Raw genomic sequence first — 22702 nt, 5'->3', positions numbered from 1 at the left:
TTTCTAGCCGAGCGATGCGATGGCAGCGGCGAGGATCGGCACGGTTTTGGCGTTCAGGCCGGCGATGTTGATGCGTGAATCGCCCACCATGTAGATGCCGTGTTTCTCGCGCAGGGTGTTCACCTGTGCTTCGGTCAGGCCCAAGCGGCTGAACATCCCGCGGTGGCTGGCGACGAAATCAAAGCGATCCGAGTTGGTGGCGCGGCGCAACTCATCCGCAAGGCTTTGGCGCAGGGTCAGCATGTTGAGGCGGACTTCCTCCAGTTCTGCCTGCCAATCGGCGCGCAGGGTGTCGTCCTCGAGGATCATCGTCACCAGCCGCGCGCCATGGTCGGGCGGGAAGCTGTAGTTCTGCCGGTTCAGGAAGGCGAGATTGCCTTGGGTGACAGCGCGGCGGGAAGGCTCGCCAAGGGCGATCAGGATGCCGGTGCGCTCGCGGTAGATGCCGAAGTTCTTGCTGCACGAGGCGGCGATCAGCACCTCGGGGAAGGTTTCGGCGATCATACGGGTGGCGGCGGCGTCTTGTTGCAGACCGTCGCCGAAGCCTTGATAGGCAAGGTCGATGAAGGGGATAGCACCACGCGCCAGCAGCAGGTTGGCGACCTCGACCCATTGCGGGGCCGACAGGTTCGCGCCGGTGGGGTTATGGCAGCAGCCGTGCAGCAGCACCGCATCGCCCGCCTTCACCGCGCCCAGGTCTTCAATCAGGCCCGCGAAGTCGATGCCACGGGTTGCGGCGTCGAAATAGCGATACTCGGCCATGTTCATGCCAAGGTATTTGATGATCGAGGGATGGTTCGGCCAGGTCGGGTTCGACAGCCAGACGGTAGCGGTGGGCGAGGCCAGCTTGATCAGTTCCAGCGCTTGCCGGATCGCCCCGGTGCCGCCGGGGGTTGCGACTGAAGCGGCGCGGTCTGCGTAGCCGTCGCCAAGGATCATCTTCACCATGGCCGCGTTATAGGCAGGCTCGCCCGCAAGGCCGGTGTAGGTCTTGGTGGTCTCAACCTCCCACAGCTTTTTCTCGGCGGCTTTCACGGCGCGCATCACTGGAGTCAGGCCGGTGGCGTCTTTGTAAACGCCGACGCCAAGGTCGATCTTACCGTCGCGCGGATCGTCCTTATACATCTGGATCAGTTGCAGGATTTTGTCCTGCGGCTGCGGGTTCAGCGACTCAAGCATTGATTTATCCTTTTTCGACCGCAAGGTCGTCATACATGCCCCATTCGGCCCAGGAACCGTCATAAAGCGCATGGTTGCGGTGGCCGATGCGTTCCAGCGCGAGGCTGAGAATCGCAGCGGTGACACCCGATCCGCAGGAAGTGATTGCGGGTTTTGAAAGGTTCACCCCAGCAGCCTCGAACACCGCGCGCAGGGCGTCGGGGGATTTCATCGTGCCGTCGGGGTTCAGCAGCGTGGTGTAGGGCACGTTTTTGGCACCCGGAATATGGCCCGAGCGCAGGCCGGGGCGGGGCTCGGGCACTTCACCGCGAAAGCGCGGTGCGCCACGGGCGTCGATGATTTCGGCCTCGCCCAGTTTGGCGGCATGGGCGACTTGGGTGACGTCTTTCACCAGATGGTTCTGGCGGCTGACGGTCATGTGGCGGTCGCGCACGATCGGCGGCATATCTTCAATCTCGCGCCCCTCGGCCCGCCATTTCGGCAAACCGCCGTCCAGCACGGCCACGTCGGTCTTGCCCATCAGCCGGAAGGTCCACCACACGCGGGCGGCGGAAAACAGGCCAGAGCCATCATAGATCACCACCTGATGCCCGTCACCGATGCCCATGGCGCGCAGGCGCGAGATGAATTTCTCAGGCGGCGGGGCCATATGTGGCAGGGTCGAGCGGTGATCGGTGATTTCATCAATGTCGAAGAACCGTGCGCCGGGGATATGGGCTGCGGCATATTCAGCCTTCGCATCGCGGCCCGCGTCGGGCAGATACCAACTGGCGTCGATCAGCCGCAGATCGGGGTCAGCGCGATGCGCGGCCAGCCAAGCGGTGCTGACGAGGGTTTTCGGATCATCGGCGGGGGATGGGGTCATCTGGGGCCTCGGGGCTGCGGGGATCGGCAGGATGCCGTTGCAGTTAAACCGATGGAGCCTGCCAGACAAGAGACGGCGGGCGCGGCAAGGCGCGCCCGCGCAAGAATATTAGCTTTTCGCCATCGCGTTCTTCACGGCACCAATGATCGCCATCAGCACGCCGCCACCGACGCCGCCCGAAGCCAGCGAGGCGATGATCGAGCCGACATCGGTGCCGCCGGTGGTCGCCGCCGCTGCACCCGCGCCGCCCAGCATCGACAGGATCTGCCCGCCGAGTCCGCCGCCCAGAATACCGACAATCGAATTGCCCAAGGTGCCGAGGTTGAGGTTCTTCAAAACCGCACCAGCCGCATTGCCACCCAGCGCACCAGCGATAAGCTGAATGATCAGATTCATATCCATAATACTCTTTCCTTACCCTATCCATGCCCGCCGTTGTAGCGTGACATTTCACAGGTTTTTCTGGACCTGAAAGCGGCCTGTCGCATAGGGGGAAATATTGCAGAGGTTCCGCAGAGTATCGGCCTCGTCAGCCAAGCCCTATAGCTTGGCCTTCATGCCCTCTTTCATGATACGGGATTTTTGACGATCCCAATCACGCTTGGCAGAGGTCTCGCGCTTGTCGGCCAGCTTTTTGCCCTTGGCGACCCCCAGCTTCAGCTTCACCATACCGCGTTCGTTGAAATACATCTTCAACGGCACGATGGTCATGCCTTCACGGCCCACGGCGTTCCACAGCCGCGACAGTTCCTTCTTGGAAACCAGCAGCTTGCGGCGGCGGCGTTCTTCGTGAGGAAACATCACCGCTTGCAGATAGGGCGCGATATAGCCGTTGATCAGCCACAACTCGCCACCTTCGACGCTGGCATAGCTTTCGGCGATGTTGGACCCGCCCTTGCGCAGCGATTTCACCTCGGAGCCGTGCAGCATGATGCCAGCCTCCAGATCCCACTCGATGGCGTAATCGAAGCGGGCGCGGCGGTTTTCGGCGATCAGTTTAGAGTTGGGGTCTGATTTTTCTACCATAATACGCCCGAAATAGGGGTTCGGGGACGCAGAGTCCAGCTTTCGGGGCGGGAAGTTTTGGTGGCAGCGGGGATGGGCTGCACCCACCGCTCCACTGCGGGCGGTCAGGCGGCAAGGCGTTTGGCGCGGCGCGACAGCAGGGCGCGCGCCGCTGCCAGATCAAGGCGGGGAAAGAAGCTATCCTCGGGAAACCGGTTCGCGCCGTCAAGCAGGCCGGGGCAGTGCAGCAAGACACCAGTGTTGGCGTAGATCACTTCCTCATCCGCGAAAAGCGGCGTGATGATCTGCAACGGGGCTTGCGGGCGATGCGGCTCTGCGGGTGCGTTGAGCAGCGCCAATGCAGGGATCAGGGCGTACGGGGTTGCATCGGTTGTGGCATCATCCAGCGTGTCGATCAGCAAATGCTGACCGGGCAGCAGGATCAGATCAGAGCAGGCATCGTAGTGGCCACCCGGCAAGGTCAGAACGCTGGTTTCTTGCGCAGGAAATAGCCAGCGGCGATCCATCCGCAGGATGCGGGCCAAGCCACCATCCAAAGTTTGGACACAATCTCCGGCCTTGAGGGCGTCAATCGGTTGCCAGCCTTGCGCTGTTTCGACCAAAGTGCCCGCGACAAGGCCGGTTGTCAGAGGGGAAAGCACCGTCTCGACCGGTGAGAAATCAGTGAGGCTGCGAGAAATATCCTGCATAAACATGCTGTTGTCCCTTCGTGTTAAGATGTGTGGCGGTGATGTCTGATTGCGGCCCAATAAGAACCTGAATTTCGCCATTTTTTCGACACGGGCGCGGCAGGGGTTTGTCACTGTTCTTCTATTCGAAACAGTATCTCGGAAACTGGCCGAGACTTGGCCGTTTCAGCGACGGATTAGCGCCTTGTTAAGCAACAATCCGGGGGAGTTCAGGTGATTCGGCGACTTTGGCCGAGGATGATCACGCCGCAGGCGACGATGATCGCGGCACCGGTCAGGGTCGCTGCGTCGGGGCGCTCGCCAAAAACCGTCACGCCGAGGATCATCGCGAACAGCAAGCGGGTGTAGCGGAACGGGGTGACGACGGCGATTTCGCCTGCGCGCATCGCGGTGGTTAGTGCGGCATAGGCGCTGATGCCAAAAGCGGCGGCCCCGGCGATCAGCGCCATGGCGTTTGGGCCGGGCATTGCCGCCTTGCCGGTGACGGCGGTGATGATCACGCCCGACAGCGCCAGCATGATAAAGCCGGTGACGCCAAGCTGTGCGTTTGACAGCGCGGGCGGCGCGGCGCGGGTGGCAAGATCGCGGCCGGCAAAGCCAAGCATGGCGACCAGTGCCAGCAGCGATAGTGCCGAAAAGCCGCTGAGACCGGGGCGCAGGATGATCATGACGCCCAGAAAGCCCAGCAGGATCAGCAGCCAGCGCTTCAGCCCAACGGTTTCGCCAAAGAACAGCGCGGCCCCCAGCACCACCACCAAGGGCGTGGCTTGCAGGATCGCCGAGGCGACGGAAATTGGCGTCAGCGCGATGGCCAGTGCGTAGAACAGCCGCCCGGTGATCTCAAACCCCGAGCGCAGCGCCATGGTGCGGGTGAACATCGCAGCGGGGATCGGGGCGTGGCCCGCGCGCAGGGCGAGGCCGGAAAACACCGCGATGCCGATCAGCCCCATGATCAGAATGGCCTCGCCCACCGGAATCGTCTGGCTGGCGGCTTTCAGAAACGCATCCTCGACCGCGAAGCCCGCCATGGATGCGGTCATATAGAGGCTGCCGCGCAGGTTGGGGGTCATCAGGCGGCCTTTCGCTTCATCTTGGCGCAAATACTCCCGCCGGAGGCTCCGCCGCAAGCGAAAGGCGCCTCCGGCGGGAGTATTTTACCAAGATGAAGACCAAAGATGGATCAGATCAGCCCAGCATGCTGCATGGCAGCTTTGATGCGGGTTTTGGTCGGATCAGTCAGTGTGAGCAAAGGCAGGCGGACTTCTTCGGCGCAGAGACCCAGCAGCGACAGGCCGTATTTGGCACCGGCAAGGCCCGGCTCAAGGAAGATCGCTTCGTGCAGCGGCATCAGTTTATCCTGATAGGCCAAGGCTTTTGTATAATCGCCCGCCAAAGTCGCCGCCTGAAATTCGGCGCAGAGGCGCGGCGCGACGTTGGCTGTGACCGAGATGCAGCCAACCCCACCATGGGCGTTGAAGCCCAAGGCGGTGTCGTCATTGCCCGAAAGCTGGATGAAATCGGCACCGCAGGTTGCGCGTTGCTGGCTGACCCGCTCGATCTTGCCGGTAGCGTCTTTGACGCCGATGATACGCGGCAGTTTTGCCAGTTGGCCCATGGTTTCCGGTGTCATATCGACGACCGAGCGGCCGGGGATGTTGTAGATCACGATCGGCAAAGCGCAGCAGTCGTGCAGGGTGGTGAAATGCGCGACGAGGCCTGCTTGCGTGGGCCTGTTGTAGTAGGGCGTCACCACAAGGGCTGCATCGGCACCAACTTTTTCGGCAAAGCGGATCAGCGAGATGCCTTCAACGGTGTTGTTCGACCCGGCACCCGCGATCACCGGCACGCGGCCCGCAGCGGTTTCCACCACCACCTCGATGACTTTCTGGTGTTCTTCGTGGGAAAGCGTCGGGCTTTCGCCGGTCGTGCCGACCGGAACCAGCCCGGTCGAGCCTTCGGCGATGTGCCATTCGACCAGCTTCTTCAGCGTCACCAGATCGAGTTCACCGTTCTTGAACGGCGTAACCAGTGCGGGAATGGACCCTTTGATCATGGTGCGCGTCTCCTCTGGAAGGGCGATTGGAATCGCCGTGTGTAAGCGCTGCCTACCTAACGGGGCTTCGGCGTTTTGCCAAGTATACGCGACGAATTGCCGGGTCACGGGGTTTTGGGTTGTGGGAAACCGGGGCTTCCGGCAAAGTTCGGCCATGAGCAGAATAAGCAAGATCGCAAAAGCGGTCACGATTGGCATTTTACTGGTGATGTCTCCTATGGCGCGGGCGGATGAGTCTGCGTCGCTGTCGGCTGCGCTGAAGGCGGCGGCGCGGCAGGATTGGCCTGCCGCGTTGACGGCGGCGCAGGGGGCGGGCGCGGTGGGAGGCGACGTGATCTTGTGGCAATGGCTGCGTGACGGTCAGGGCAAGCTGGGGGATTACGAAAGCTTCATCGCCCGCAGGCCGGATTGGCCGGGTTTGGCACTGCTGCGCGAAAAGGGCGAGGTGGCGGCGGCACGCTCGACCGACCCTGCGCGGGTGGTGGCGTATTTCGGCAAGGGCTCGCCGAAAACTGGCGCTGGGGCGGTGGCTTTGGTGCGGGCTTTGCAGGCGCTGGGGCGGAAAAGCGATGCCGAGGCGGTGGCGTTTCAGGCCTGGGTCGATCTGAAATTCACGTTGGAAGATGAGCAGGCGATGCTGGCGCTGGAGGGCGATGCGTTGTCGGTCGCGCATGAGGTGCGGCTGGATCGCATCCTGTGGCAAGGCGGGCGCAAGGCCGAGGCCGAGCGGATGATCCCGCGGGTGTCAAAGAACTGGCAGGCGCTGGCAAAGGCTCGGCTGGCGTTGCGCGACGACAGCCCCTTGGCGGTGGCTTTGGTCGATGCGGTGCCCAAGGATGTGTTGGGCGATCCGGGGCTGGCGTTTGCGCGGTTTGATTACCGGATGCGGGCGGATCGTTATGACGATGCCGCGACGCTTATCCTAGAGCGTAGCAAGACCGCTGCGGGCTTGGGCGACCCCGATGCCTGGGGTAAGCGGCGGGCAGATTTGGCGCGGGTTCTTCTGCGGCAGGGCGAGCCGAAGCTGGCGCTGCGGGTGGCAGCGAACCATCAGATGACCAAGGGCAACGACTATGTCGATCTGGAGTTTCTGGCGGGCTTCATCGCATTGCGGAAACTGGGCGAGCCGGATGTGGCGATCAAGCATTTCAAGCATTTGAAGGAAGCGGTGGCGACGCCGATCTCGGTGGCGCGGGCGGAATACTGGATGGGCCGCGCGCTGGAGGCCAAGGGCGACAAGGCGGGCGCGGATGTGGCCTATGCGCGGGCGGCGCGCAATCAGACGGCGTATTATGGCATGCTCGCGTCGGAAAAGATCGGGCTGCCGCTGGATCCGGCCTTGGTGAATGTGGGCGAACCGACGCCCGCTTGGCGGACCGCCGGGTTCGCGGGCAGTTCGGTGCTGGCGGCGGGGATGGCTTTGGCCGAGGCCGGGGATCGGACCTTGGCGAAGCGGTTTTTCTTGCAGGTGGCCGAGGGGCTGGATGCCACGGGCTTGCAGCAACTGGCCGATCTGGCGCTGCGGATGGATGAACCGCATATCGCGCTTTTGGTGGCCAAACAGGCCGCAGAGCGCGGCGTGATCCTGCCGCGCGCCTATTACCCAATGCCCGCGATGGTGCCGGATGGCTTGGCGGTCAGCCGGGCTTTGGCACTGTCGATCTCGCGCCGGGAGAGCGAGTTTGATCCGGCGGCGCAAAGCAAGGTGGGGGCGCGTGGCTTGATGCAGGTGATGCCTGCCACGGCCGAGCATGTGGCGAAAGGTTTGGGCGAGGCAGCTTCATCGGCCAGCCGGTTGATCACCGATCCGCCGTATAACGTGCGGATGGGGTCGATTTACCTGAGCCATATGATCGAGAAATTCGGCCCGTCGATTGCCCTGATCGCCTCGGGCTATAACGCAGGGCCGGGGCGGCCGGGGAAGTGGATCGACCAGTTCGGCGATCCGCGGAAGGAGAGTGTCGATGTGGTGGATTGGGTCGAGATGATCCCGTTTGGAGAGACCCGCACCTATGTGATGCGGGTGGCCGAGGGGGTGGTGATCTACCGCGCCAAGCTGAAAGGCGTGGCGGGGCCGGTGCGGATCACGGCGGAGTTGACGGGGCGGTAGCGCGCGACGCAATGCAGTTTGAACGCAGGCCAAGCAAACCGACGAAGCCCGGAATCAAGGGCGAAGCCCGCCGGGCAGCGCCCGACCGCCCCACCGGGCGGGCGCTATTGTCATGGTTCGCCTAGAAATTCTGTGGAGTTGGCTGATCTATAAAGTGCCTAGACGATCGGTGGCTCGCCCACCCGGCGGTCGGGCGCTGCCCTTTGTTGTGTTACACTTGCGGCGGTCCTTGCTGTTTTACTCATTGTCGCCCCGGATTAAGTTGGGGTGGCGGATGAGGGAGGTGGCGACGCCTCAGATCTGCGGCGGTTCCACCGCTTTCACCCGTTGCCGCCAGAGCGTGAACAGGCCGGCGGCGACGACCACGCAGGCGCCGATGGCTACATTCGGGCGCAGGGTTTCGCCAAACAGGAACACGCCCAACAAAGCGATGAACATCAGTTGCAGATAGGCAAAGGGCTGCACGGCAGAGGCTTCGGCCACGGCATAGGCTTTGATCAGCAACCAGTGGCCGATGATCGCGGTGCAGCAGAGCGCGCCCATCCACAGCCAATCGCCGGGCAGCATCGGTTGCCAGTGCCACAGGCCGATGGGCGTCATGGCGACGGCGCCGACCACGCCTGTCCAGAAGAATGACACCGAGGCCGGGTCTTTGCGGGCGACAAAGCGGGTGAGCAGGCCGTAAACCGCGAACATCAGCGCGCTGATGAAGGGGATCAGCGCCCAGGGCGAGAATACGGCAAATCCGGGCTCAAGGATGATCAGTACGCCGACAAAGCCGATGGCGATGGCAGTCCAGCGCCGCCAGCCGACTTTCTCACCCAGCACCGGGCCAGAGAGGGCTGCGACCAGCAGGGGATAGCAGGCGAACACCGCATGGCTTTGGATCAGACCCAGATGGATGAATGCCAGCACCATGGCGCAGACCTCGGCGACCAGAATCACGCCTCGGGTGATTTGTTGGGCGGGAAAGCGGGTGCGGGTGGCCGCACGAATGCCGCCGGGACTGCGCGCGGCGAGCGTGACGACGAAGGCTGCAAACACCCAGAAGCGAAGCATCACCACCATATAGACGTTATAGGTGCCGCCCAGATGGCGAGAGATCCCGTCTTGCAGAGCGAACACCACGGTGCTGGCCACCATCAGCCAGATGCCCAGCTTGAGATTTTGTGCAGTTTTCATGGCGTTACCTGATTGGTTGCATCGCCGGGCGCGGCGCGGGTTTGCCACAACGAATAGATGCCAGCGGCGATGATCAGGGCAGCCCCGATCAGCACGGGAAGGGCCAATTCCTCACCAAAGAAGGTGATCCCAAGCAAAGCGATGAACACGAAATGCAGATAGGCGAAGGGCTGCACGGCAGAGGCCTCGGCGACTTCGTAGGTCTTTTGCAGCAGCCAGTTCGACAGGATGGAAATGGTGGCATAGGTGGCGAAGATCGGCCAATCCTGCGCTTGGATCGGCTGCCACTGTGGCAGGCCAAGCGCGGTCATCATGATCGCTCCCAAAAACGCAGGCCAGAAAAAGCTGGGGAAGAAGGCTTCGTCCCGCGCGGTGAGGCGGGTCAGCACACTGTAGGACGCGAAGAAGAATGCGGTGATCAGCGGCAGCAGGGCGGGCCACGAGAACACGCCCTGGCCGGGGCGCAGGATGATCAGCACGCCGATCAGGCCGACGCCGACGGTAGCCCAGCGTTGCCATGTCAGCCTTTCACCCAGGATAGGGCCGGAAAGAGCGACGACGATCAAGGGGCAGACGGCAAACACGGCATGGGCGTTGATCAGGCCGATCAGCGTGTAGGCATAGACCATGACGCAGATTTCAATCACCAGCATGGTGGCGCGCAGAAATTGGGCAAAGGGCCGACGGCTGCGCAGGGCGGCGCGCAGGCCCTCGGGGCGGCGCAGCGCGAGGGTGATCACGAAGGCGGCAAACACCCAATAGCGGATCATCACCACCATCAGCGTGTTGTAATTGCCCGCGAGCAACCGTGACAGCGCGTCTTGCACCGCGAAGGCCGCAATGGCGGCGATCATCAGCAGGATACCTTTGCGGTTGTTCATCGAAGGATTCCTGCCGACATATGGCGTTTGCGGCCATGGCCGGGGCGGCGTTCTACCGCGAAGCCTGCGTCTTGCAAGGCGCGGCGGACGTGGCCTGCGGCGGTATAGGTGGCGAATGTGCCGCCCGTCGCGGTGTGGCGGGCGACTTGCGTCAAGATTTCGGGCGACCAGAGTTCGGGGTTTTTCGCGGGCGAAAAACCGTCAAGAAACCATGCGTTGGCTTTGTGCGGCCATTGGGCAAGGGTCTCGCGGGCATCACCGAGGATGATTTCGACGCTGATCGGGCCAAGCTGAAACCGGGTTTCGCCTGCGGCCCATGCGGCCAGAAAGGGGTCTGCCACGGCGCGGGCTTCGGGGAAGTGATCCAATGCGCGGGCGATGTCTGCGGCGGGTAGCGGGAAGGCTTCAAAGCTGGTGAAGCGGATCGGGGTCTTGGTGATCAGCGACAGGGCGAGCAGGTTCAGGCCAGTGCCAAAGCCGAGTTCTGCGACATGGAAGTCTGGGGTCAGGCGGGCGGGCAGGTCGTTGCCCGCCAGAAAGACGTGGCGGGTCTCGGACAGGCCATCGTTCAGCGAGAAGTAAGGGTCGTCAAAGCGGGTCGAGACCGGGATTGCGCCGTCTTGCCACGTCAGGGCTGATTGTGAGGAGGTGGTCATTGTCATATGCCCTTGGTCGGGCGGACCATGGGGAAGGCGGCGCGGAATGGCAAGAGTTGATCTGACGGTGCGGGGCGCTGGGATTTTCGGGCTGTCGGTGGCATGGGAGGCGACGCGACGTGGTGCGCGGGTGCGGGTGATCGAGGCGGTGGGCGTGGGGGCCGGGTCTTCGGGCGGCGTCGTTGGCGCGCTCAGCCCGCACGTGCCCGAGAACTGGAACGAGAAGAAGGCATTTCAGCTCGACAGCCTGTTGATGGCCGAGGGTTGGTGGCGCGAGGTTGAGGCGGCGTCGGGGTTACGGTCGGGCTATGCGCGGCTGGGGCGGTTGCAACCCTTGGCGGATGAGGCGGCGGTGGCGCTGGCGCTGGCGCGTGGGGCCGAGGCGGCAGAGTTGTGGCGCGGGCAGGCGGCTTGGCGGGTGGTGGCTGCGACGGGAGCGGCGTGGGAGCCTGTTTCGCCCTCGGGCTGGCTGGTCGCCGACGATCTGAGCGCGCGGCTGCATCCCCGGCTGGCCTGTGCGGCGCTGGTTGGGGCGATCAGGGCGGAGGGGGGTGAAGTTATTATGGGCGCGGCCGAGGATGCTGGGCCTGTGGTCTGGGCCACGGGGGCTTCGGGGCTTGCGGAGTTGGGGGCTGATCTGGGGCGCGACATGGGCGGGGCCGAGAAGGGGCAGGCGATCTTGCTGCGCCATGCCGCGCCGGAGTTGCCGCAGCTATTGGTCGCGGGGCTGCATGTGGTGCCGCATGTGGATGGTACGGTGGCGGTGGGGTCGACATCCGAGCGGGACTACCAGGATCTGGGCGTCGATCACCGGGCTGACGATCTGCATGCGCGGGCCGTGGCGGCGCTGCCGGTGTTGGCGGGGGCCGAGGTAGTGGAGCGCTGGGCGGGGCTTCGGCCCAGATCAAAGTCTCGCGCGCCGGTGCTGGGGGCCTGGGCGGGGCGGGCGGGGCATTTCATCGCCAATGGCGGCTTCAAGATCGGGTTCGGGATGGCCCCGAAAGTGGCCGAGGTGATGGTCGATCTGGTGCTGGAGGGGCGCGATGCGGTGCCGGAGGGATTTCGGGTTTAAGGGCGGTCCCGAGTTGGGACCTGAATTGTCTTGTTTGACAACAGGGAGTTGGTTTGTGGCGTTAACGCCTTGTTCAGATTTGGTACAGCAGGCGGGCATCTGCGCGGGTTGACGCCATGTGGCCCGGATCAAGTCCGGAGCGGCTTGGGAGGGGCGCAGATGTTGGGACTGACCGGCTGAGCGGGCTTGAACAACGGGCGTTGCGCTTTGGGCGACTGTGGGAGCCTCCGGCGGGAGTATTTGGGCCAATGTGAAATGCCAAAGGAGAGGCTTTTGGTCATCCTCTGCGCTTAAATATCCCCGCCGGAGGCATCCGCGGCTGCCGCAGGCGGTCACGCTAGCAGGCGCGCGCCCTCAATCCCGCTGATCGTTGCGGTCAGGATTTGGCCCTCGGACTGATCGGTGGCGAAGGCGACTTCGGTGAATTGCTCGGTGCGGCCCAGGCGGGGGCCTTCCAGCAGGATGCGGTGGGTGACGCCTATTTGCGCGGTCAGGTGGCGGGTGAGGGCGGCGTCACCCGCGGCGCGCAGGCGGGCGGCGCGGGATTTGATCTCGGGGCCTTTCACTTGCGGCATCCGCGCCGCGGGGGTGCCTTTGCGCGGGCTGAACGGGAAGACGTGCAGGAAGGTCAGGTTGCAGTCAGTCACCAGTTTCAGGGAGTTTTCGAACATCGCCTCGGTTTCGGTCGGAAAGCCTGCGATGATATCGGCGCCGAAGATCATGTCGGGGCGGAGTTTTTGCGCGTCTTCGCAGAAGCGGATGGCATCATCGCGCAGGTGGCGGCGCTTCATGCGTTTCAGGATCATGTCGTCGCCCGCCTGAAGTGACAGGTGCAGGTGGGGCATCAGGCGGGGCTCAGACGCGATGGCCGCCATCAGGGCATCGTCGGCCTCAATGCTGTCGATGGAGGAAATCCGCAGCCGGGGCAGGTCGGGCACAAGGCGCAGGATACGCATGACCAGATCGCCAAGCCGGGGTTGGGCGGGCAGGTCGGCACCCCATGAGGTGAGGTCAACGCCGGTGAGGACGATCTCGTTAAAGCCCTTGTCCACGAGGCGTTTGATCTGTTCGACCACGACTCCGGCGGGAACCGAGCGGGAATTGCCGCGGCCATAGGGGATGATGCAGAAGGTGCAGCGGTGGTCGCAGCCGTTTTGCACCTGCACATAGGCGCGGTGGCGGCCAAAGCCGTCGATCAGGTGGCCTGCGGTTTCCTTGACCGACATGATGTCATCGACCTGCACCTTTTCGGTGATGCCGATCAGGTCGGGGGCCTTCAGGCTGGCCCAAGTGGAAGCCTGCATTTTCTCGGTGTTGCCGATGACCTTGGTGACCTCGGACATGGCGGCGAAGGTTTCGGGCTCGGTTTGTGCGGCGCATCCGGTGACGATGATCTGTGCGCCGGGGTTTTCGCGGGCGAGTTTGCGGATTTCCTGTTTGGCCTGGCGCACGGCCTCTGCGGTGACGGCGCAGGTGTTGACCACGACAGCACCTTCGACACCTGCGGCGGCGGCGAGTTCCTTCATCGCCTCGGTTTCATAGGCGTTCAGGCGGCAACCGAGGGTGGCGAAGATCGGTGGGGCGGCGTTCATAGCGCGGCCAGAAAGGCGGGGGTCAGGGTGCCGCTGAACACGTGGGCGGTGGGGCCGGTCAGCCAGACGCCGTCGTCGCGCCAATCGACCTGCAGGGTGCCGCCGTCAGCCTCGACCGTCACCGCGCGCCCTGTGAGGCCGCGCAGATGGGCGGCTACGACGGTGGCGCAGGTGCCGGAACCGCAGGCGAGGGTAATGCCTGCGCCACGCTCCCACACCCGCATGCGCAGATGGTCGGGGGCGATGAGATGGGCGAATTCGACATTGGTGCGCTGTGGGAACAGCGGGTGATGTTCGATGCCGGGGCCTTCGGCGGGCAGGTCAACCGCTTCGGCGTCTTTGACGAAGAACACGCAATGTGGGTTGCCCATGCCCACGGCGGCGGGGGTGCCGGGCAGCGGCAGGTTTAAGGTATCGACGGCGTGGGACAGCGGGATCTCGGACCAATCGCGCTGCGGGTGGCCCATGTTCACCGAGACGCGGCCATCGGGCAGGCGTTTGGCATGCAGGGTGCCGCGTTGCGTGGTGAGGCTGAGGGCGTCGCTGCCAAGTTCGTGCATCATGTAATCGGACACGCAGCGGGTGGCGTTGCCGCAGGCCCCGGCGCGGGAGCCGTCGCTGTTCCAGAAATCCAAGGTGAAATCGGTGTCTTGCGAATCGCTGATCTCGGCCAGTTGGTCAAAGCCCGTGCCACGGTGGCGGTCGCCCAAAGCTTGTGCCAGTTTGGCGGTCACGACGGTATCGCGACCGCGTGAGTCGATGATGACAAAGTCGTTTCCGGCTCCGTGCATCTTCATAAAGGCAATCTGGCTTGGTGCTTTGCGGTTTTCCATGGCCCGCATATACGCCGCGCCGCAGCTTTTTGCCAGAGGGCGGCGTTTTGCCCCTTGACCCCATCCGCCCCGCCCCCTAATCAGCGCGGCAGTTGTGGGCCGGTAGCTCAGTTGGTAGAGCAGCTGACTTTTAATCAGCGGGTCATGGGTTCGAGTCCCGTCCGGCTCACCACCACACCTTAAGGCCCGACCGGAAACGGTTGGGCCTTTGGTTTTTCCGGGATCGAAATCAGCAACACTTACCGATGCAGGTCGACGATTCTGCGGGATCAGGCGCGCGGGATGGTCTGAAAAACGTCACGAGTTTTGCGGCTGATTTTCTGCCTGCGAATCGGGCTTCTTGCTTTGGATCGGCGGGGATTTATGGCAAGGTCTTTGATGTATCGGCAGAGGTCGTAAATGATCTATCCCGACATGCGGGGCCGTGATTTATGAGCGTTGTAAGGTGCCATTCGCAAGGATGGAGAATTGGGAAGCCGGTGTAATGCCGGCGCTGCCCCCGCAACGGTGATGAAGTTAAAGGCGTGACAGGAGGCCACTGAGGCGCAAGCTTTGGGAAGGTGTCGCGCTGGGGGTGAAAGTCCCGATTTCGCAGCCCGGAAACCAGCCTTGCCCCGAAAGATCAGCCCAGCCGGATGCGTCCGGTTTGCCAACACAACTGTCCGCGCGGGAGGCGGGGACTCATGAGGTGCCAGATGCTTAATTCAGCCGAAATCCATTCCGAACTGCTTGCCCGCCGCAAGGATTATGCCCTGAGCCATGCGCTTTATTGCGATGACGGGGTTTATGCCGCCGATCTGGAGCAGATCTGGTATCGCGAGTGGCTGTTTGCCGCCCCTGCTGCATCTCTGCCGAAAGCGGGCGCGTTCATGACCATGCAGGTCGGTGCCTATCCGGTGGTGATCACGCGCGGCAACGATGGCATGATCCGGGCGTTTCATAACGTTTGCCGCCATCGCGGCCAGCGGCTGTGCGCCAAAGAAACCGGGTCTTCGCCGAAACTCGTCTGCCCCTATCACCAATGGACCTATGATCTGGACGGCAAGCTGCAATATGCCCGCGACATGCAGGAAGGCTTCAACCCCGCCGAGCATGGCTTGAAGAAGGTGCATTGCGTCGATCTGGGCGGGATGGTTTTTATCTGCCTTGCGCAAGTGCCGCCGCCGATTGCCGAACTGGCCAAGACCATGCCGGGGTTCCTTGCCCCTTCGGGGTTGAAGGATGCCAAGGTGGCGTTCAGCTCGACCATCGTCGAGAATGGCAACTGGAAGCTGGTGATCGAGAATAACCGCGAATGCTATCATTGTGGCGGCTCGCATCCGTCTTTGTGCAGGACGTTCAGCGACAATCCGAAAATCGCGGCGATGAATGGCCCGAATGAGGCCAGCGGCGAGATTCTGGCGCATTGGACCCGGTGTGAGGCTGCAGGCCTGCCGTCGCGCTTCACCCATGACAAAGCGATGCAGTGGCGGTTGGCGCGGGTGCCTTTGTTGAACAACGCCGAAAGCTATACGATGGATACCAAGGCGGCGGTGGCCAAGCGGATGGGCGCGATGCCGTTCAATGATGCGGGCACGCTGTTGTTCTATCACTACCCGAACACTTGGAATCACTTCCTGGGCGATCATGCGATCACCTTCCGGGTGCTGCCGATCTCGGCCACCGAAACGCAGGTTACGACGACTTGGCTGGTGCATAAGGATGCGGTGGAAGGCGTGGATTACGATCTGAACCGGCTGACCGAGGTCTGGATGCACACCAATGACGAAGATCGTCTGGTGGTCGAGGAAAACCAGAAGGGCATTCTTTCACCTGCTTATGAGCCGGGGCCCTATTCGACGTTTCAGGAAGAAGGCGTGATCCAGTTCATTGACTGGTATTGCAACGTGATGACCGAGCGGATGGCGCCGAAGCCCGCCTTGGCGGCGGAGTAGATCATGGCGAAAACGCGTGCCAACTGGACTGCCGAGCCGTGGAACGACAGCCAGATGCTGGAATGTTCAATGGTGGTGCCGGAGAATGACGACACCGCTACCTTTGCCTTCCGCGCGCCGAATGGGGCGTGGTTTGATTATCAGCCGGGGCAGTTCATAACTTTGGACTTGCCAGTTCCGGGCGGCAATGTGCAGCGGACCTATACGCTGTCGTCCTCGCCGTCGCGGCCCCTGTCGATCACCATCACGGTGAAGGCGCAAAGCACGTCTGTTGGCACGCGTTGGATGCTGGATAACTTGCGTCCGGGGATGATGATCAAGGCTTATGGGCCGTCGGGTATTTTCAGTTTCCACCGCCATCCCTCGCCGAAATATCTGATGATCTCGGCAGGGTCGGGGATTACGCCGATGATGTCGATGACCACTTGGGCGTGGGATTCGGGGCAGATGCCGGACATCGTATTCGTGCATGCGGCGCGGCGTCCGTCCGAGATTATTTTCCGCGAGCGGCTTGAGCAGTTTGCCAACCGCGTGCCGGGGTTGCAGTTGCGCTTTACGGTCGAGGAGGCTGATCCGTTCCGGGCTTGGCCGGGGTATAAGGGGCGGCTGAGCCAGATCATGCTGGGGCTGATGGCGCCGGACTATCTGGAGCGTGAGGTGTTCTGCTGTGGCCCCGAGCCATTCATGCAGGCGGTGCGCGAGATGCTGCAAAGCCTGGGCTTTGACATGGCGCGCTATCATCAGGAAAGCTTTGGGCTGGCGGTGGGCAGCGAGGCCGATGCGCCAGTGCTGGACGATGTGACGCCCGAGGAGGGGGCGCAGGCCGAGATAACCTTTGCCGACAGTGGCGTGGTGGCTGCTTGTGGCGAGACCGATACCGTTTTGGCGGTGGCCAAGCGGTCGGGGCTGAACATTCCGTCGGGCTGCACCTTTGGGTTGTGCGGGACGTGCAAGGTCAAGAAGCTGTCGGGCGATGTGCATATGGTGCATAACGGCGGGATCTCGGATGATGATATCGCCGAAGGCTATATTCTGGCCTGCTGTTCGCATCCGATGGGCAAGGTGGCACTGGCGGTCTAAGGGCTGAAGTGGGGTTTTGCCCGACTTGGCCGCAGACAAATCGGGTTGCGGCACAATGCCCCTTGCTCAACGGCCTTCAGCCTTATGAGCAACGAACCGGCAAACTCTGCCCCGCAGAGTTTGCTTTCGGTTCGGGCCTATGCGGCATTTGCCACTATTCCTTTGGCTTGCCGCCCAGAAACATCCCCAGCAGGGCCGCAGCCAAGGCGGGGCCGATCAGGCTGAACAGGCTGGCTTCGGCGTTGTGCGCTTTCAACTCGGCCAGCAGCGTTTGCGCGGCAGGGGATTGCAGCGGGCTGGCGGTGCGCAATCTGATCCGCGCCAGCAGGCCGCAGATCAACGCCAGCACAAGCCCCGCAGCGCCAACCAGCAAAGCGGCCCCGATCGGGCCAAGCAGATGCGCCAGCCAGATCCACAGCGCGGCGGCAAAGCCAATCAGGGCGATGATGGCAAATACCACCGATGCGGCAAACAGGGCTGATGCCTGTGCCATCCGGCGCGCGGCATGGGCCATGGCAAGGCGGGCAGCGAGGGTGATCAGCGCCAGCATTTACCGACGCCCCCAGAGCAACCCGACCAGCAGACCCACCCCACCGGCCAGCGCCAGCGCTTGCCACGGGTTGCGGCGGGCTTGATCGGTCAGGTCGGCCAATTTCGCCTCGGCGCTGCCGCCGATATCGGCCAAGCGGGCGGCCCCACTTTGGCGCAGGGTCTCGGCATGAGCAGACAGGCTGGCACGCAGGGATTCTGCGCTGGTGTGGCGCAGATCGCCCAAGGTTGTCACGATATGCGCGATGTCATCGCGCAGCGCCGCAATCTGCGCTTCGAGTAGGGCAAGGTCTTGATCGGTATCAGATTTTGACATGGCTTCCTCTTAGGCTGGGATCTTGCTGCGGCGGCGCGATACGACGCGCGGCGTGGGTTTGTGGGTGTCTGGCACCGGCTTTGGCGCTTCGCGCTGCCAAGCGGCCTCTAACGCGGCTTCAAGGCTGGTTACGGCAAAATCGGCACCGATATCTTCGGCCTCGGCCAATTTCGAGGGCGAGACCGCCTGAAGATGCCGCAGACCCGAGGCGCTGTCGACCAGATCCGGGGGCATTTGCAGGATCACCACGCCCACGCGCAGATGCGGCGCGGCGCGTTTTATGCGGCGGATGTGCAGCAGCGAGGCGCGGGCGGGGCGGTGATCGAGATAGCAGAGCAGCAGGCAATCGGCGTTGTCGGTATCGAGCGCCGCCAGTCGGGACGGGGCGAGATCAAGATGCGGCGAAAACTCAGCCGCGGCGCCCTCGGCTTGCAACACCTGCGCCAGAACTGCGGCGGAGACATCATCCAGTGCCGAACGACCGCCGACGACGCGGAACCGCAGGCCAAGGCCGGGCAGCGGCGTTTCGGTGACGGCATCGCGCTCGGCCTCCATTTCGGCTTGCAAGTCGGCCACGACTTCAAACGCCACCGTGGCCAAGCGGGCCTGTTGTTCGGCAGTCAGCACGCCGCGCTCGGAATCGTCTTGCGCCAGCAGAAGGGCGGGGACCATTGCGGTTTGGTGGTAATCGACGACATCCAATTCCTCCAGCGCCTCGGTAGCACCAAAGGTGGCCTCCATCGCATCGCCTGCCAGCATCCGCTGATAGAGTTTCGCATGCGGGGCCAGAACGGGCTCGTCACCGAACAGGATGTCAAACAGCGCGAATTGCGGGATGTGGCGGCCCAGCACGACAAGGCACACCGTCAGCGGGGTGGACAGGATCAGGCCAAGTGGCCCCCAGAGGAAGGTCCAGAAGATCGCCGCGACGATGATCGCAAGCGGGCTGACCCCGGTGCGCGAGCCGTAAAGCCAAGGCTCGATCACGTTTGAGGTGACAAGTTCTACGACCGCAAACAGCGCGCCCGTCCACAGCACGGCCGACCAGTCGGGCGATACCGCGAAGGCCAGAAACAGCGGGAAGGCGGCGGCGAGGACAGAGCCGATATAAGGCACAAAGCGCAGGATCAGCGTCAGCATCCCCCACAGGGCGGCGTTGGGAACGCCGATGAAATACAGACCGATGCCGATGGGCACGGCATAGATGGTGTTCACCAGCAGTTGCACCAGCAGGTAATTGGCGACGCGGCCCCCGGCCTCTTCCAGCACTTGGGTGGTGCGATACAGGTCATTGGTGCCGACAAGGCGGATGAAGCGGTCGCGCAGGTCTTCACGTTCCAGCAGCATGAAGATCACCACGACGATGACAAGGCCAACGGTGGCAATCGGGCTGATCAGCGGGATGACGAGATTTTCTAGAAACGCCAATGCGTTGGAGGATTGAACCACCTCGACCGGCATCGGCTTTTCGATGCCCGAGGGCAGGGCCGCGCCGATTTCGGTGTTGATTGCGCTGATCATGTCCGACAGGCGCGAGGCGAGGCCATGCTCACCCCCGGTGGCCTTCAGGCTTTCAACCTTGTGGATGATATTGGCCTGAAAGATCGGTAGGTTCTGCGCCAGTTGCGCCAACTGGCTGGCCACAACAAAGGAAAAGATCGCGATCAGGCTGAACGCCAAAGCGACGACGATCAATACGCTCCATAACAGCGGCAGACCCCGGCGGCGCATCGCGGTGACAAGCGGTGACAATGCGAAGGTGATCAGCATGGCGATGGCCAGCGGCACGAACACATCTTGCGCAACAAACAGCACGATGGCGACGGCGACCACGGTGGCCAGTTGCGGCATGGTGATCCGGGACGCACCGCCGGGTTGCGGTGGCGGCAAGAAGCTGGCCTCAGACATTTGCGCCCCTTTGAAACAGGTAAGCTCACGCAGCCATGGTGCGGTGAGTGGGCATGTTGTCAAGCCCGTTACCAGAACGCACGGGCGGGGTGTCGGTTCCCTTTCGTTGGGCGGTCAGACCGAGACTTCTGCCCGCAGATCCTCTCGGCTGAAATCGCTGCGGGAACCGGATTTGGCGACAGCGCCCCGGCGCAGGACGTAGAACTGATCGGCAAGGTTGTAGGCAAAGTCGAAGTATTGCTCGACCAAGATGATCGCCATGTCGCCTTTGCCTTTCAGATATTCGATGACGCGGCCGATTTGCTGGATGATGTTGGGCTGGATTCCTTCCGTCGGCTCATCAAGCAGCAGGACTTTCGGGCGCATGATCATTGCGCGGGCGATGGCAAGTTGCTGTTGCTGGCCGCCCGACAGATCGCCGCCACGGCGGGCTGTCATGTCTTTCAGGACGGGGAAGAGGTCGTAGATTTCCTGTGGGATTTTGTGGTCGGGTTTTGGCAGCAGGGCGAAGGCGGTTTCCAGATTTTCTTTGACGGTGAGCAGCGGGAAGATCATCCGGCCTTGTGGCACCACGGCCAAACCGCGCTGGGCCATGTCCTGCGGGCGCAGTTTTCCCAAGTTTTCACCGTCGAGTTCCACCGTTCCGGCAGAGCGGATATGGGTGCCGGCAAGGGCCTTCAGAAAGCTGGTCTTGCCGACGCCATTGGTGCCCATGATGCAGGTGACTTCGCCAGCGCGGGCGGCAAAATCAATGCCGTGCAGGATTTGCGATCCGCCGTAATGCAGGGTCAGGCCTTGGGTTTTGATCATCATCCGCGCCCCAGATAAACGTCGATCACATCCTGGTTTTTCGTCACGTGGTCGAGGCTGCCTTCGGCCAGAACCGAGCCGTCGTGCAGCACCGTCACTCGGCAATTCAGGCGGCGAACGAATTCCATATCGTGTTCCACCACCACCACCGCGCGGGTTTTGGCGATATCGACCAAGAGTTCGGTGGTCTTTTCTCGCTCGGCCAATGTCATGCCTGCGGCGGGTTCATCGACCAGCAGCAGGCGGGGTTCTTGGGCGAGGAGCATGGCGATTTCCAGCCATTGCTTTTGGCCGTGACTGAGTTCGCCCGCCTTGCGCGGCAGGTGGTCGGAGAGGCCGACTTGAGCGGCGAGGGCTGCGATGCGGTCATGGTCGGCGGGCTTGCTGCGCCAGCCGAGGACGCGCCAAGGGTTGCGGCCGGCTTTCAGGGCAAGAGTGAGGTTTTCTGTCACCGTCTGATCTTCAAACACCGTCGGGCGCTGGAATTTGCGGCCCACGCCAGCGCGGGCGATCTTGGCTTCGGACAGTTTCAGAAGCGAGGCGGATTTTTCGCCGAAGGTGACGGTGCCGGAATCGGGTTTGGTTTTGCCGGTGACGATATCCATGAAGGTGGATTTGCCTGCGCCGTTGGGGCCGATGATGGCGCGCAACTCCGCCGGGCCGATCGAGAAGGTCAGGTTGTTTATGGCGCGGAAGCCGTCGAAGCTGACGGTGACGCCGGAGACTTCTAGAAGTTGGCTCATTCCAGTGCCTCCTGCTCTTGCAGCGATCCTTGGTCGGGGCCGAGGGGCGCGCCTTTGCGGTCAGGGGCATGGCTGCCGGTAAAGTAATCGAACAAGCCGCCGATGCCTTTCGGGGCGAACAGGGTGACGCAGACGAAGGCAGCGCCGAGCAGGACTTGCCACCAATCGACCCAGTTGATCGTAGCGAAACCCAGCGGGATCGAGGGGGCGCGGCCACCGGTGAACCAGCTTGAGAGCAGCGAGACGACGGCAGCGCCGATCACCGCGCCATACAGGCGGCCTCGGCCCCCGATGGCGACCCAGACGGCGAGATAGATTGAGGCGATGGGGGCGAGTTCGGCGGGGTTGATGATGCCGGCTTGCGGGTAGTAGAGCGCGCCTGCGAGGGCGGTGATCACTGCGGTCAGGGTGAACACGAACAGTTTGTAGCCTTCGACCGAATAGCCAAGGAAGCGAACACGGGCTTCGTCATCGCGGATCGCGCGGATCACCGAGCCGAATTTGCCGGAAACGATCCAGCTTAGGGTGAGGTAGGCTGCGCCCAAGGCTGCGGCAGAGGCCCAGAAGAACCACAGGCTGATGCTGTCTTGGCTGACGGCATCAAGGCCCGGCAGGTTTTGCAGGCCGGAGAGGCCGTTGTTACCGCGCAATCCGCTGTCATTCTGGAACAGGTAAAGCGCGAGGGCGAGGGTCATGGCTTGGGTCAGTATCGACAGATAAACCCCGGTGACGCGGCTGCGGAAGGCGAGCCAGCCAAAAATCAGGGCCAAGAGGCCCGGCAGCGCCACGACAAGCAGCAGTTGCAGCGGCAGGCTGTGCGCAAAGGCCCAGATCGTTGGCAGATCGGATGCGCCGACGACGCCGAAGATCTGGCTTGCGATGCCTTGCTGGATTTCCTGCGCCGTGGCGGGCAGGCCGGAATTGGCCAGCGAGGCGATGACGATTTCCTCGGTGCGGGCATACATCAGCCACATGCCGATCATGTAGCCACCCAAGGCAAAGAAGGCCATGTGACCGAGGCTGAGGATGCCTGCATAGCCCCAAATCAGATCCATCGCCAAGGCGGCAAGGCAGAGGCAGAGGGTTTTGCCCAATGTTTTGACGAAAGAGGTCGAGATCAGCCCGTAATGCGCGGCGAAGGTGGTGAGCAGGGTGAAGATCGCAAGGCAGGCGATGAAGATCAGCAGCGACGGCGTGCGGGTGAGGAATGAGCGGGTCATGCGA

The 22702-nt window shown here is 62.8% G+C and carries 22 protein-coding genes, 1 tRNA gene and 1 riboswitch; of the genes, 5 read left to right on the top strand and 18 right to left on the bottom strand.

Features of this window, described 5'->3' with window-relative positions; translation table 11 throughout:
• Positions 1-3 precede the first annotated feature (3 nt).
• From ACFOGH_RS18385 to dapA, 7 genes are all read right to left on the bottom strand, one after another.
• Entirely contained in the window at positions 4-1179 is a 1176-nt protein-coding gene (locus ACFOGH_RS18385; protein WP_380074629.1) for an amino acid aminotransferase, read from the bottom strand.
• Positions 1180-1183: 4 nt separating this feature from the next.
• Entirely contained in the window at positions 1184-2044 is an 861-nt protein-coding gene (gene sseA / locus ACFOGH_RS18380; protein ID WP_380074628.1) for a 3-mercaptopyruvate sulfurtransferase, read from the bottom strand.
• A gap of 108 nt (positions 2045-2152) precedes the next feature.
• Complete coding sequence (locus tag ACFOGH_RS18375; protein ID WP_380074627.1) at positions 2153-2446, bottom strand: hypothetical protein; 294 nt, start codon at positions 2444-2446, stop codon at positions 2153-2155.
• Positions 2447-2584: 138 nt separating this feature from the next.
• Positions 2585-3070: an SsrA-binding protein SmpB gene (gene smpB, locus ACFOGH_RS18370; protein ID WP_380074626.1), complete on the bottom strand. Its 486-nt coding sequence runs from the start codon at positions 3068-3070 to the stop codon at positions 2585-2587.
• 104 nt (positions 3071-3174) lie between these two features.
• Positions 3175-3765: a Hint domain-containing protein gene (locus tag ACFOGH_RS18365; RefSeq protein ID WP_380074625.1), complete on the bottom strand. Its 591-nt coding sequence runs from the start codon at positions 3763-3765 to the stop codon at positions 3175-3177.
• 203 nt (positions 3766-3968) lie between these two features.
• Positions 3969-4829: a DMT family transporter gene (locus ACFOGH_RS18360; RefSeq protein ID WP_380074624.1), complete on the bottom strand. Its 861-nt coding sequence runs from the start codon at positions 4827-4829 to the stop codon at positions 3969-3971.
• Between the two features lie 110 nt (positions 4830-4939).
• The gene (dapA, locus tag ACFOGH_RS18355; protein ID WP_380074623.1) at positions 4940-5812 is read right to left on the bottom strand and encodes a 4-hydroxy-tetrahydrodipicolinate synthase; all 873 of its coding nucleotides are present in this window, start codon (positions 5810-5812) and stop codon (positions 4940-4942) included.
• A 154-nt stretch (positions 5813-5966) separates the two neighbouring features.
• Here dapA and ACFOGH_RS18350 point away from each other — a divergent pair, with 154 nt between their 5' ends.
• Positions 5967-7922 (top strand): lytic transglycosylase domain-containing protein, encoded by a 1956-nt coding sequence (locus tag ACFOGH_RS18350; RefSeq protein WP_380074622.1) that lies wholly within the window; start codon positions 5967-5969, stop codon positions 7920-7922.
• A 294-nt stretch (positions 7923-8216) separates the two neighbouring features.
• Here ACFOGH_RS18350 and ACFOGH_RS18345 read toward each other — a convergent pair whose 3' ends face one another.
• The 3 genes from ACFOGH_RS18345 to mnmD are packed head-to-tail and all read right to left on the bottom strand — an operon-like array spanning position 8217 to position 10647.
• Complete coding sequence (locus ACFOGH_RS18345; RefSeq protein WP_380074620.1) at positions 8217-9104, bottom strand: DMT family transporter; 888 nt, start codon at positions 9102-9104, stop codon at positions 8217-8219.
• Positions 9101-9985 carry a DMT family transporter gene (locus tag ACFOGH_RS18340; protein ID WP_380074619.1) on the bottom strand — a complete coding sequence of 295 codons (885 nt, stop codon included), beginning with the start codon at positions 9983-9985 and terminating at the stop codon, positions 9101-9103. The genes ACFOGH_RS18345 and ACFOGH_RS18340 overlap by 4 nt, the downstream gene beginning before the upstream one ends.
• Positions 9982-10647 carry a tRNA (5-methylaminomethyl-2-thiouridine)(34)-methyltransferase MnmD gene (mnmD, locus tag ACFOGH_RS18335; protein WP_380074618.1) on the bottom strand — a complete coding sequence of 222 codons (666 nt, stop codon included), beginning with the start codon at positions 10645-10647 and terminating at the stop codon, positions 9982-9984. The genes ACFOGH_RS18340 and mnmD overlap by 4 nt, the downstream gene beginning before the upstream one ends.
• A 40-nt stretch (positions 10648-10687) precedes the next feature.
• Here mnmD and ACFOGH_RS18330 point away from each other — a divergent pair, with 40 nt between their 5' ends.
• Positions 10688-11713 carry an NAD(P)/FAD-dependent oxidoreductase gene (locus ACFOGH_RS18330; RefSeq protein ID WP_380074617.1) on the top strand — a complete coding sequence of 342 codons (1026 nt, stop codon included), beginning with the start codon at positions 10688-10690 and terminating at the stop codon, positions 11711-11713.
• Positions 11714-12045: 332 nt separating this feature from the next.
• On the opposite strand, the gene mtaB is transcribed toward ACFOGH_RS18330, so the two are convergent.
• Together mtaB and dapF are read right to left on the bottom strand one after the other, a co-directional pair.
• The gene (gene mtaB / locus ACFOGH_RS18325) at positions 12046-13305 is read right to left on the bottom strand and encodes a tRNA (N(6)-L-threonylcarbamoyladenosine(37)-C(2))-methylthiotransferase MtaB (protein ID WP_380074616.1); all 1260 of its coding nucleotides are present in this window, start codon (positions 13303-13305) and stop codon (positions 12046-12048) included.
• Entirely contained in the window at positions 13302-14138 is an 837-nt protein-coding gene (gene dapF, locus ACFOGH_RS18320; RefSeq protein ID WP_380074615.1) for a diaminopimelate epimerase, read from the bottom strand. Before dapF ends, mtaB begins: the two co-directional genes overlap by 4 nt.
• A gap of 96 nt (positions 14139-14234) precedes the next feature.
• On the opposite strand from dapF, the gene ACFOGH_RS18315 reads away from it, so the two are divergent.
• The 3 genes from ACFOGH_RS18315 to ACFOGH_RS18305 all read left to right on the top strand — a co-directional run bounded on the left by ACFOGH_RS18315 (position 14235) and on the right by ACFOGH_RS18305 (position 17152).
• Positions 14235-14310: transfer RNA gene (locus tag ACFOGH_RS18315), tRNA-Lys, on the top strand.
• A gap of 254 nt (positions 14311-14564) precedes the next feature.
• A riboswitch (cobalamin riboswitch) is annotated at positions 14565-14764 on the top strand.
• Between the two features lie 69 nt (positions 14765-14833).
• Entirely contained in the window at positions 14834-16072 is a 1239-nt protein-coding gene (locus tag ACFOGH_RS18310) for an aromatic ring-hydroxylating oxygenase subunit alpha (protein WP_380074614.1), read from the top strand.
• A gap of 3 nt (positions 16073-16075) precedes the next feature.
• Positions 16076-17152 carry a 2Fe-2S iron-sulfur cluster-binding protein gene (locus ACFOGH_RS18305; RefSeq protein ID WP_380074613.1) on the top strand — a complete coding sequence of 359 codons (1077 nt, stop codon included), beginning with the start codon at positions 16076-16078 and terminating at the stop codon, positions 17150-17152.
• Positions 17153-17306: 154 nt separating this feature from the next.
• On the opposite strand, the gene ACFOGH_RS18300 is transcribed toward ACFOGH_RS18305, so the two are convergent.
• The 6 genes from ACFOGH_RS18300 to urtC all read right to left on the bottom strand — a co-directional run bounded on the left by ACFOGH_RS18300 (position 17307) and on the right by urtC (position 22698).
• On the bottom strand, positions 17307-17702 hold the full coding sequence (locus ACFOGH_RS18300; RefSeq protein ID WP_380074612.1) for a phage holin family protein: 396 nt from the start codon (positions 17700-17702) through the stop codon (positions 17307-17309).
• Complete coding sequence (locus ACFOGH_RS18295) at positions 17703-18017, bottom strand: glycine zipper domain-containing protein (protein ID WP_380074611.1); 315 nt, start codon at positions 18015-18017, stop codon at positions 17703-17705.
• Positions 18018-18026: 9 nt separating this feature from the next.
• On the bottom strand, positions 18027-19925 hold the full coding sequence (locus ACFOGH_RS18290; RefSeq protein ID WP_380074610.1) for an AI-2E family transporter: 1899 nt from the start codon (positions 19923-19925) through the stop codon (positions 18027-18029).
• Between the two features lie 114 nt (positions 19926-20039).
• Positions 20040-20738 (bottom strand): urea ABC transporter ATP-binding subunit UrtE, encoded by a 699-nt coding sequence (urtE, locus tag ACFOGH_RS18285; RefSeq protein ID WP_380074609.1) that lies wholly within the window; start codon positions 20736-20738, stop codon positions 20040-20042.
• Positions 20735-21478 (bottom strand): urea ABC transporter ATP-binding protein UrtD, encoded by a 744-nt coding sequence (gene urtD / locus ACFOGH_RS18280; protein ID WP_380074608.1) that lies wholly within the window; start codon positions 21476-21478, stop codon positions 20735-20737. The genes urtE and urtD overlap by 4 nt, the downstream gene beginning before the upstream one ends.
• A complete protein-coding gene (gene urtC / locus ACFOGH_RS18275; protein WP_380074607.1) occupies positions 21475-22698 on the bottom strand; it encodes an urea ABC transporter permease subunit UrtC in 1224 nt (407 codons plus the stop codon). Before urtC ends, urtD begins: the two co-directional genes overlap by 4 nt.
• Positions 22699-22702 lie beyond the last annotated feature (4 nt).

The organism is Cypionkella sinensis, from assembly GCF_042646385.1.
GTDB lineage: Bacteria > Pseudomonadota > Alphaproteobacteria > Rhodobacterales > Rhodobacteraceae > Cypionkella > Cypionkella sinensis.
Note: the sequence above shows the minus strand (reverse complement) of the source record. Positions and strands in the feature narration are given on the sequence as shown.

Coding starts and splice junctions, on each gene's coding strand:
- mtaB (WP_380074616.1), bottom strand. CDS start 13,305: ATGAACGCCGCCCCACCGATCTTCGCCACCCTCGGTTGCCGCCTGAAC.
- dapF (WP_380074615.1), bottom strand. CDS start 14,138: ATGGAAAACCGCAAAGCACCAAGCCAGATTGCCTTTATGAAGATGCAC.
- ACFOGH_RS18360 (WP_380074624.1), bottom strand. CDS start 4,829: ATGACCCCCAACCTGCGCGGCAGCCTCTATATGACCGCATCCATGGCG.
- ACFOGH_RS18350 (WP_380074622.1), top strand. CDS start 5,967: ATGAGCAGAATAAGCAAGATCGCAAAAGCGGTCACGATTGGCATTTTA.
- ACFOGH_RS18290 (WP_380074610.1), bottom strand. CDS start 19,925: ATGTCTGAGGCCAGCTTCTTGCCGCCACCGCAACCCGGCGGTGCGTCC.
- urtD (WP_380074608.1), bottom strand. CDS start 21,478: ATGAGCCAACTTCTAGAAGTCTCCGGCGTCACCGTCAGCTTCGACGGC.
- urtE (WP_380074609.1), bottom strand. CDS start 20,738: ATGATGATCAAAACCCAAGGCCTGACCCTGCATTACGGCGGATCGCAA.
- ACFOGH_RS18305 (WP_380074613.1), top strand. CDS start 16,076: ATGGCGAAAACGCGTGCCAACTGGACTGCCGAGCCGTGGAACGACAGC.
- ACFOGH_RS18300 (WP_380074612.1), bottom strand. CDS start 17,702: ATGCTGGCGCTGATCACCCTCGCTGCCCGCCTTGCCATGGCCCATGCC.
- ACFOGH_RS18330 (WP_380074617.1), top strand. CDS start 10,688: ATGGCAAGAGTTGATCTGACGGTGCGGGGCGCTGGGATTTTCGGGCTG.
- smpB (WP_380074626.1), bottom strand. CDS start 3,070: ATGGTAGAAAAATCAGACCCCAACTCTAAACTGATCGCCGAAAACCGC.
- ACFOGH_RS18295 (WP_380074611.1), bottom strand. CDS start 18,017: ATGTCAAAATCTGATACCGATCAAGACCTTGCCCTACTCGAAGCGCAG.
- ACFOGH_RS18375 (WP_380074627.1), bottom strand. CDS start 2,446: ATGGATATGAATCTGATCATTCAGCTTATCGCTGGTGCGCTGGGTGGC.
- ACFOGH_RS18365 (WP_380074625.1), bottom strand. CDS start 3,765: ATGTTTATGCAGGATATTTCTCGCAGCCTCACTGATTTCTCACCGGTC.
- dapA (WP_380074623.1), bottom strand. CDS start 5,812: ATGATCAAAGGGTCCATTCCCGCACTGGTTACGCCGTTCAAGAACGGT.
- urtC (WP_380074607.1), bottom strand. CDS start 22,698: ATGACCCGCTCATTCCTCACCCGCACGCCGTCGCTGCTGATCTTCATC.
- ACFOGH_RS18310 (WP_380074614.1), top strand. CDS start 14,834: ATGCTTAATTCAGCCGAAATCCATTCCGAACTGCTTGCCCGCCGCAAG.
- ACFOGH_RS18345 (WP_380074620.1), bottom strand. CDS start 9,104: ATGAAAACTGCACAAAATCTCAAGCTGGGCATCTGGCTGATGGTGGCC.
- mnmD (WP_380074618.1), bottom strand. CDS start 10,647: ATGACAATGACCACCTCCTCACAATCAGCCCTGACGTGGCAAGACGGC.
- ACFOGH_RS18340 (WP_380074619.1), bottom strand. CDS start 9,985: ATGAACAACCGCAAAGGTATCCTGCTGATGATCGCCGCCATTGCGGCC.
- sseA (WP_380074628.1), bottom strand. CDS start 2,044: ATGACCCCATCCCCCGCCGATGATCCGAAAACCCTCGTCAGCACCGCT.
- ACFOGH_RS18385 (WP_380074629.1), bottom strand. CDS start 1,179: ATGCTTGAGTCGCTGAACCCGCAGCCGCAGGACAAAATCCTGCAACTG.